The sequence below is a fragment of the uncultured Marinobacter sp. genome (assembly GCF_963974375.1).
Lineage (GTDB): Bacteria > Pseudomonadota > Gammaproteobacteria > Pseudomonadales > Oleiphilaceae > Marinobacter.
The window spans coordinates 1-8,454 of the sequence record NZ_CAXBDN010000198.1 but is presented as its reverse complement, the minus strand read 5'-3'; the positions used below and the strand labels follow the sequence as shown (position 1 = coordinate 8,454).

Genomic DNA, 8,454 nt, shown 5'->3' with positions numbered 1-8,454 from the left:
CCTGCTTCGTTTTCCACCACCACCCAGGCACCAAAAAACACCCGGCCTTCCTGTTCCGGAGCGTAGTCAACTATCCGTAGCTCACGGGAACAGCGTTCAAGGTAGCGAAAGCGACGATCAATCTCCCGCAACCGCTTCTTGTTGTACTGATAGTCGGCGTTTTCACTGCGATCACCGAGGCTTGCAGCCCAGGTTACCTTGCGGGTGACCTCGGGACGCTCAATGCGCCACAGCTGATCCATTTCGGCTTTCAGGGCTTCAAATCCGGCCCGGGTAATCAGTTTTGCGCGCATCAATACTCTGCTGGTTCGCTGTTCGGCGGGCGGTAATCAGGTTGGTAGTGCAGTCTGCGAATCATCGACGGATTTGCCCAGCACCTGCTCAAAGAAAAACGCGAGAGCCTGGCTGGCCTGGTTCATTTTTGCCCGTGAGATCTGCGCACGGTCCCTCAGATAACAAAGGAAGGCTTGCCGGTCTTCGGACACCAGGGTTTCGGGCGTTTTTGATTCATGGAACATCACGAAACGTGAGATCCAGTGCAGGTAGCTCTGCCGTGTCCGTTGGTTGAACTGCTGGTGCTGGGCCGCGACCTGAATCCGTTTCAGCAGGCCAGGCCGGGTCTGCTCGAGTGCTTCCGTTAAATGCATGAACTTTCTTCCTGAGCGTCACTGTACCCGTATGGGTGGTATCGTTGTTGTTATAGTGGCGGCATCTTATGACAAAACAAAGAAGGCCGCAAAGCGCCGGAACCGGGAAGGCTGTCGCAGCCCCCTGAACAATGCGCCATTCCGGAAGAAAAGCGGCCTGGCCGAACCGGATGGCCGCTTTATTTGAGCGCTTCGAGTCGGTCTATGTAGGTTTGCATGGCCTCTTCCGATGACATGCCTTTGGTTTTTTCCCAGGCGTCGTACTTGGCCCGGCCGACGAAATCCATCATGCCCGGGCGTTTGCCGCTGACATCGCCTTCGGTGGCCTGTTTGTAGAGGGCGTAAAATTCGAGTTTCAGTTCATTGGAGGGTTTGACGTCGCCCTGCCCGGTCTGGATGTAGTTGACGGCTTCGTCGAAACGGGTTTTGAGGTCGCTCATGCTGATTTCCTGTAAGTGCGTTCCTGGCGCAGGGAATCGCTTCCCTTCGGGACTGCGCTGTCGATTCAGGGAGCGCAGACCGGGAAATTATAGCCTTCAGGAGGGATGGGCGTCGATGCCGCAGGAGGCGTCAGATCAGGGCTGGCGCATCAGTTCAGTGGCACGTCGCAGCAGCGGCTGGGCCTGGCGGGTCTGGTTACGGGCAAGCAAGGCATCGCCCTGGGCGAGATAGGCGTCTGCCAGGGTCTGGCGAATCTGTCCCAGCGGCGCAAAATCAGAGGGTATCCGCTCCTGCAAAACACTCAGCTCCTGATACACGCGATCCAGTTCGCCGGCATTTCGGGCGTCGGAAATGGCGGTTTGCCAGTGCCCGAAACGTTCACCGTAAAAGTGCTCGGCCGCCTGGGTCGGGAACGGGGTGGCGCTGTGACCGTCAGCAACCCTGGCATGGTAATTTTCCAGCTGTCGGATGGCATCTTCCATGCCCCGGGCCCGGTCAAGCTTGTCACTGACCATTGCGGAAGCGGTAAAGAACTGATCGCCGATGGTCAGCAGTCTGGCAAGCGCTGCATCATTGTTGTCCTGCAAGGCTGAGGTCAGCTGCTGGCCAAACACCTCGGCGGCTTCACCGGAAGGCTGTAGCGGATCTCCGCCAATCAGGTCCAGGTCAGCACCGAGCTTGCGCACCGCATCAAACTCCTCGGCATTCCGGTAACTGCCTTCGTTCAGGCGGGCGCTGAGGTCGTCGGTCAGTGCGATTTCCAGTGATTGCTGCCGGCGACGGATCTGGGCTTCAATTCGTACCAGATCGTAATCCCGCGGATAGAGCTGGCTGGCTTCAGCGATCAGCGCCAGCGCCGCCGGAATATCCGGTAGCTCGCTGCGAGCGGATGCGCCCAGTATTTTTTCGATCCGTTCCAGATACCAGGTCAGCACCAGATCGGATTTCAGTCGCAGCACCCCGGCTTTCTGCAGGTCAGGCAGGTAGGCGGCCGCTTCGGTCAGTTTATCCGGCGGCTGGTCCAGTACCGTGGCCAGCGCCAGTTGCTCGTCGTGAATCTGCGCCAGTTGTCGTTCGGTCGCTTCCGCCCGCTGATACTCGGAGTGCCAGAAGGCCGAGCCGATGGCGGCAACAACCAGAGTGCCTGCCGTCAGGCCCCAGGTAGACCAGGGCAGAGGTGAGAGCGTGGCCTGAAGCTCATCGAGAGAGCTGCCTTTTGGTTGGTAGCGAAGTTGCTGACGGGTGACGCGCCAGAACCTGGCGGGCATGCCCCGCGGTTTTCTCAGCCGGGCTTTGGCCAGCTGCCGTTCGCTGACCTTTTCACGGTCGAAGGGGTGACGTGTTGACAGCAGTTCGAAGCTGATACAGCCGAGCGCGTATAGGTCGTCCTGGGGCGTGGGGTCCTTGCCGGCAATAAGGTCCGGCGAGGCATACGCCGGGGTATAGCCGTAGATTGATGTTTCGTCCTCGGTCCTGGGATTCAGATAGTCTTCAGGCTGGTGGGACTGAAGCGCCCGCGAAACGCCAAAGTCCAGTAACTTGATGGTGCCCTCTTTGGTAAAAAAGATGTTGGACGGTTTCAGGTCAGCGTGAACAATGCCCTGTTTATGGGAGAACGCGAGGGCATCCGATACCTGGCGCAGCACGGCCTTGCAGCCCTTCCACTTGAGTCCGTTGGGCCGCGCCCGCTGAATGATCCGTGACAGCGGTTCTCCATCCAGCAGCTCCATCACCAGGAACCAGTTTTCGCCATCGTGGTTGAGCTCGTGAACCCGGATGATGTTCGGATGGGACAGTCGCCTGGATTTGGCCGCCTCCCGGGCCAGCAAACTGCGTGCAGCGACATCGCGGGTCAGGCTGGTTCTGAGAATCTTCAGGGCAACCAGATTATCCTTGCTGCCGGCTTGCTCAAGGTGCAGGTCGACAGCCTTGTAGACATCGCTCATGCCACCGGAGGCGATCAGCGAAACAATCCGGTAGCGGGCATTCAATACCATGCCCAGGCGTTTGTGGCGTCGGTTACCGGTGTTTTCTTCGGCCGCAGCTGCAGTTGGCTTCGGATTGCTGGCGGGCTGCTGGTTGATCCCGGACTTGGTACTGTCTTTGAGGGCGGTATCCGTGGCATCCATGCGCTGGCTTCCTGCAATTCAGAGGCTGTTCAATAACGGCAATCCGGCATCAGCCAATAATGACGGTGGGGTTGCCGACAACAATTTTACCGCCATGAGCCGTTCCGTCGCCCAGACGCGCAATGGCGAGTCCGTTGGCGGTGACCGATGATGAGCCCTGGGTGATGGTATCCGGAGGTCCTACACAGACCAGTTTGTCAGAGACGCGGGCAATGGGGAGGCCGCCGACAAAAACGTTGCTGGAGGCAGCAAGGGTGGGGCCGCCGACGTGAGGGACCTTTCCGGTTTTGGCCGGACAGACATGAAAGGCGCCAAGAAAGGCTGCGGGCTTAGCCATGGTTCAGTCACCATCCGTGAGACATTGGAACTTCCTGAGAATCGGATGCTAGACAGTTTGCCACCTTGGCGTCAAGGGGCTGACTTTCGTTAAGTTCGAGTAATGTGAACGGTCCCGGATTACTGAAAGTCTGGTGACCTGACGCGGTGACCTGTCGATTGACTTTGCTGGGGACTCTGAATAATCTTCGCTGGTTGCTGCCGGTGCCTGTCCCGTCAACTGGACAACCGTAGCCACCAATCCAGGATGTACCTTGCCATGGGCGAGGTCAGGAATGTGCCCCCGGTCTCTGTGACGGCGGGTCAGGACTTGTTGTCAAAGGATGGACCAGCTCATGGAACTGGAGCTCGTAATTACCAGCTACCAACGGCTTTCCCCCTCTGTTGTCGCCAGTCGGCGTTTCGGCCCGGCTGGGGTGTGCTCCATTGGCCGTGCTGACTCCTGTGACTGGCCGCTTCCCGATCCTTCCCGCGTGGTGTCTTCCTGTCATGCCGAAATCCGCGCAGACGGCGATCAGTTCCTGATTCGCGATACCTCAACCAATGGTGTTTTTATCAACCAGTCGTCCGATCCGCTGGGCAAAGGTGAGGAACAGGTACTGAACAATGGTGATCGCCTGCGTATAGGTGATTACGAGTTGTCAGTCACCCTGCACGCATCCGCCAACTCCGGTGATTCTGGTTCGCTCGCTGGCGGGGATGCCGGGGAAGAGGCGTCGGCTGCTGCCGGACCCGGATCAAGCCTTCCGGTCCAGAACCGGCCCCTGGGTTCTGCGGCCTCTGCCCGCCCTGAACTGAAACTGAATGGGACCGATCGTACCGAGCTCCTGGCGCCAGGCACACTGGATACACCGCTGGCCTCTGGTCTGAATGAACGCTTTCTGGCGGATACCCATGTGGATTTACCGGGCCCCGAGATTCCTGATCAGTGGAACTGGGGTTCCAGAGGCGTGCCTGAGGCGCAGGGGAAGCCGGTGCAGCCAGGACAGCTGGCCGCCTTGCTGGAAGGGCTGGGCCTGGATCCGGCGCAGGGTGATGCCCTGTCTGCCAGTCAGTACCTTGCCCTGGGCAGTCTGACGCGCACCTTGCTGGAGCGCCTTCTGGACCTGTTGCATGTCCGTGCCCAGCAAAAGCAGGAGCTGAGAGTAAAGCAGACTCTGTTCCGGCGCAGTGAGAACAACCCCCTCAAATTCTCTGCCACCTCCCGTGATGTGCTCGAAAGTCTGCTGTTGCGTCCCCACAGCTCCTTTCTTGGTCCGGAAGAGTCGGTAAACCAGGCCTTTGACGATCTGTTGAGTCATGAAAAGGCATTGCTGAGCGGCGTCGAGCAGGTGATCGCCGACTTGCTGGCACCGGATGAGGGGGAGGTTGCAGGACGCCGTCCTTTTGGCCGGGGCCGGCGGCTGGAGGCCATTCGCCAGCAGAAAGCCCGGCAACGGGAAGAGTACGGAGATATCCGGCGCGTGTTGCGTAGCGATACATTTGTAGACGCTTACGAACAGGCGGTTAGTCGTAGTGAAAGGGAGTAGTCAGACATGCTGAAACGCAGTGTTCAATGTTTGTTCCTGAGCCTGGTGGCAGTGCTGGGCGGTTGTGTGGTGGCGAACGCGGTGGTGGATCCATACACCAACGTGAGATTCGAGGCCATGGGCAACATAAATCCGGACGCCACCAGCCGGCCTTCTCCGGTGGTGGTCCGGGTGTACGAGCTGTCGTCCGAAGATACCTTCCGCAGTGCCGGGTTTTTCGATCTGTACGACGAACTCCAGGCCATTCTGGAAAAGGATCTGTTGTCCATGAGTGAGCTGGTAGTCAGACCAGGTCTGGTCCACGTCCACCCCATGCAGCTCAATCGGAAAACCCGGTATATCGGCATTGTGGCAGCGTTTCAGGGTATCGAGGAAGCAAAGTGGAAACTGGTTATTGACGCCAGGCCACGGGCCTATCAGACGCTCAATGTCGAGCTTGACGGGTTGACGGTAAACCGGGTCTACAACTGAATGATCGCTGCAGACCCAGGACGGCCGCCGGGCCAGACCGGGTTCACAGGGACGGGAAAACATCATGGAACGATTAGCTAAAGTTGCCTGGTCCGAGGGCATGTTGCTGCGGCCCCAGCATTTCCAGCAACAGGACCGGTTTTTGTACCACAGTGCACGGCAGCGCCATGAGCAGCTGGCCCCCCATGGCTACGGTGTTTCGGAGCTGACACTGGATGATCAGGCCCTGGCGCTGGGCCAGGTCAGTGTGGTCCGTGCCAACGGTATTCTGCCGGATGGTATGCCGTTTGTGGTTGACCAGAGTGATGGCCTGGTACTGGAAGTGCCCGGTGACGCCCGCGACGAGTTTGTCTGGCTGGCCGTGCCCACGGAACGGCAGGTCGGGGTGAACATTGCGGTCGAGGGCCAGAGCCAGGTCGCGCGCTACCTGTTCCGGGAGACCCGGGTGCTGGATGATTCCGACGAGGCCGGTGAAGAGGAGTTGCTGGGGCTTGCCTGCCTGAATCCCTGCCTGCGGATGGGACGTGACGATATGGCCGGCTATGCGGGTATCCCCGTAGCCCGGGTGGTGGAAGTGATTGCCGGCAAGGAAGTCCGGCTTGATCGCAGTTTTATTCCTCCCTGTCTGGATATCGATCGGATCACCCCGCTGGCGTCGCTGCTGCGGGAGTCTCTGTCGATGATCAAACAACGGGGCAAGGCGCTGGCGGTGCGCATGCAAAAAGGCGCAGAGCAGTCCACCACCCTGTTTGATGTATTGATGTTGCAGGCGCTGAACCGCTGGCAACCTGCACTCGAGCATCTGAAAACCAGTCCCCGGGTGCACCCCGAACGTTTCTACGAAATGGCGGTATCACTGATTGGTGAACTGGCGACCTTCACCCGTGCCGAGAAGAGTCCGCCCCAGTTGCCGCCCTATCGCCACGACCGGCTCACCGAAACCTTCGGAGATCTGGCGGCCGCACTGAGCCAGTCCCTGAGCACGGTGCTTGAGCAGACCGCCGTCGCGCTGAAGCTGGAAGAAGCCCAGTTTGGTATCAAGGTGGCACCGCTCACCGACAAGTCGATGCTGGAAACCGCCCAGTTTGTGCTGGCGGTCCATGCGGACCTGACCACCGAGGATATTCGCCGGCGTCTGCCTGCCCAGATCAAGCTGGGACCGGTGGAATACATCCGCGATCTGGTGAACAACCATTTACCGGGTATTTCGGTCAGTGCCTTGCCGGTGGCGCCGCGGCAGATCCCGTTCCATGCGGGCTATCACTATTTCCTGCTGGACAGTCAGGGCGACCGCTGGCAGCAGCTCAAGCAAAGTGGTGGCCTGGCAGTGCATGTGTCCGGTAACTACCCGGGCCTGAAGCTGGAACTCTGGGCCATTCGCCAGTAGCCGGTCGCTTTGCCTGAGCTCACTCTACCAGGGACGATGAGATGAACGACAACACCGTAATCAAACCAAGGCCAGGTGCCCGTCAGGTGCCGCCAAGACCAGGTCCGGCGCCGACGGCCAGTGGTGACCAGACGATTCTCGCTTCCGCCGCCCGTGAGGAAAGTTCCCCGGACCGTTTTCGGTTGCCGTCGACCCAGCTGGGTCCGGTCTGCGATGAGGCGTCGCGTCTGCTGTCGCTGGCCAATCGGCTGGCCAAGGCCCAGTCCGTCAAGGATGTGGGTCAGCTGCGGCGTCAGTGTATGGACCTGATCCGTGAATACCGCAGCGCGCTGAAAGCCCAGGACCAGGGGCCGGACACGGTGGAGGTAGGGTCTTACTGCGTGTGCGCGCTGCTGGACGAAATTGTCCTGAACAGCCCCTGGGGACAGACCGGGCATTGGGCAGCCCACTCCCTGCTGTCGGAGTTCCACTCCCAGACCTGGTCCGGTACCCATTTTTTCGAGCTGGTGGACAAGTCCCGTCGCACCGGCAATATCCCGGTGATGATGCTGCAGTACCTGTGCCTGTCTCTCGGTTTCAAGGGGCGTTACAGGGTGGAAGACCGGGGTGAAGAGCAGCTGGATATCCTGCGGGACTGTCTGTACCACGAAATCTGTGCCGACCAGGGGCGTTTTACCACGCCGTTTGACCGCAGCTGGGAGTCCCGGGTTACGCCGGGTACCGGGCTCAGTCACGGTGTACCGCTGTGGGCCGGCGCCGCTATATGCGGAGTGGTTCTGTTGCTTGGCTATCTGTGGCTGGGACATCAGCTCAATGCCCAGGCCTCACCGGTGCTCGCGGAGCTGAACCGGATCGGCGTTCCGGAGCGGGCGGCCGAGGCGGGCCCCGGCAATCCCGACGATGCCCGCTATTTGCGTCAGATCCTGCAAACTGAAATAGACCGTGGCCTGGTGGAGCTGGACACCGCAGGCCAGGGCACGCGGCTGCGGATCGGCAACGAAGCCCTGTTCGAATCCGGTGGTGTCGGCGTCCGGGAAGATATGATGCCGGTGATCAGCAAGATCGCGCGGGCCCTGGAAACCACCAGCGGTTCGATTCTGGTGACCGGCCATACCGATGACCGGCCCATCGCCACGGCTCGCTATCCTTCCAACTGGCACCTTTCCCTTGCCCGCGCCACGTCGGTGGCCGACCTGCTGGCGGAGACCGGCAACCTGAGCGGCCGGCTGTGGCCGGAAGGCCGCGGTGAGGCTGAACCCCTGGTTACCAACGATACCGCAGAGCACCGGGCACTGAATCGCCGGGTGGACATCATTCTGGTTCCGGAACGCTGAAGCAAGGAATAAGAACATGGCATGGATTCGCCGCCTGAGCGGTTTTCTGACATGGCGCCGGGTATTCCTGGTGCTTGGCCTCGCAGCCCTGGTACTGCTGGTCTGGTTTGGTGGACCGCTGCTGGCCATTGCTGACTGGAAGCCATTGGCATCGGTGGCCGCCAGACTGGTTTTCCTGCT

At 60.0% G+C, this 8,454-nt stretch carries 8 protein-coding genes and 1 pseudogene; 4 read left to right on the top strand and 5 right to left on the bottom strand.

All coding sequences use genetic code 11. The features are described from left to right. The 5 genes and pseudogenes from greB to AAC035_RS15345 all read right to left on the bottom strand — a co-directional run. Positions 1-293, bottom strand: a pseudogene (greB, locus tag AAC035_RS15365) (transcription elongation factor GreB); the annotation flags it as partial. 36 nt (positions 294-329) lie between these two features. Further along, entirely contained in the window at positions 330-647 is a 318-nt protein-coding gene (locus tag AAC035_RS15360) for a site-specific integrase (RefSeq protein ID WP_339805678.1), read from the bottom strand. 179 nt (positions 648-826) lie between these two features. Next, on the bottom strand, positions 827-1,087 hold the full coding sequence (locus AAC035_RS15355) for an acyl-CoA-binding protein (RefSeq protein WP_339805676.1): 261 nt from the start codon (positions 1,085-1,087) through the stop codon (positions 827-829). A 135-nt stretch (positions 1,088-1,222) separates the two neighbouring features. Continuing rightward, entirely contained in the window at positions 1,223-3,217 is a 1,995-nt protein-coding gene (locus AAC035_RS15350) for a serine/threonine-protein kinase (protein ID WP_339805674.1), read from the bottom strand. Between the two features lie 49 nt (positions 3,218-3,266). Beyond that, positions 3,267-3,554, bottom strand: a complete 288-nt coding sequence (locus tag AAC035_RS15345) for a PAAR domain-containing protein (protein WP_339805672.1) — start codon at positions 3,552-3,554, stop codon at positions 3,267-3,269. A 334-nt stretch (positions 3,555-3,888) separates the two neighbouring features. Between AAC035_RS15345 and tagH the strand changes: the two genes are divergently transcribed. From tagH to tssL, 4 genes are all read left to right on the top strand, one after another. After that, the gene (gene tagH / locus AAC035_RS15340) at positions 3,889-5,082 is read left to right on the top strand and encodes a type VI secretion system-associated FHA domain protein TagH (RefSeq protein WP_339805670.1); all 1,194 of its coding nucleotides are present in this window, start codon (positions 3,889-3,891) and stop codon (positions 5,080-5,082) included. A 6-nt stretch (positions 5,083-5,088) separates the two neighbouring features. Continuing rightward, positions 5,089-5,553, top strand: a complete 465-nt coding sequence (gene tssJ, locus AAC035_RS15335; RefSeq protein WP_339805668.1) for a type VI secretion system lipoprotein TssJ — start codon at positions 5,089-5,091, stop codon at positions 5,551-5,553. Between the two features lie 64 nt (positions 5,554-5,617). Beyond that, entirely contained in the window at positions 5,618-6,940 is a 1,323-nt protein-coding gene (gene tssK, locus AAC035_RS15330) for a type VI secretion system baseplate subunit TssK (protein ID WP_339805667.1), read from the top strand. 41 nt (positions 6,941-6,981) lie between these two features. Next, positions 6,982-8,274: a type VI secretion system protein TssL, long form gene (gene tssL, locus AAC035_RS15325; protein ID WP_339805664.1), complete on the top strand. Its 1,293-nt coding sequence runs from the start codon at positions 6,982-6,984 to the stop codon at positions 8,272-8,274. The last annotated feature ends 180 nt before the right edge of the window (positions 8,275-8,454 follow it).

Excerpts from the sequence above, each read along its gene's own strand:
- AAC035_RS15360 (WP_339805678.1), bottom strand. The coding sequence starts at position 647 with ATGCATTTAACGGAAGCACTCGAGCAGACCCGGCCTGGCCTGCTGAAA.
- AAC035_RS15350 (WP_339805674.1), bottom strand. The coding sequence starts at position 3,217 with ATGGATGCCACGGATACCGCCCTCAAAGACAGTACCAAGTCCGGGATC.
- tssJ (WP_339805668.1), top strand. The coding sequence starts at position 5,089 with ATGCTGAAACGCAGTGTTCAATGTTTGTTCCTGAGCCTGGTGGCAGTG.
- AAC035_RS15345 (WP_339805672.1), bottom strand. The coding sequence starts at position 3,554 with ATGGCTAAGCCCGCAGCCTTTCTTGGCGCCTTTCATGTCTGTCCGGCC.
- tagH (WP_339805670.1), top strand. The coding sequence starts at position 3,889 with ATGGAACTGGAGCTCGTAATTACCAGCTACCAACGGCTTTCCCCCTCT.
- AAC035_RS15355 (WP_339805676.1), bottom strand. The coding sequence starts at position 1,087 with ATGAGCGACCTCAAAACCCGTTTCGACGAAGCCGTCAACTACATCCAG.
- tssK (WP_339805667.1), top strand. The coding sequence starts at position 5,618 with ATGGAACGATTAGCTAAAGTTGCCTGGTCCGAGGGCATGTTGCTGCGG.
- tssL (WP_339805664.1), top strand. The coding sequence starts at position 6,982 with ATGAACGACAACACCGTAATCAAACCAAGGCCAGGTGCCCGTCAGGTG.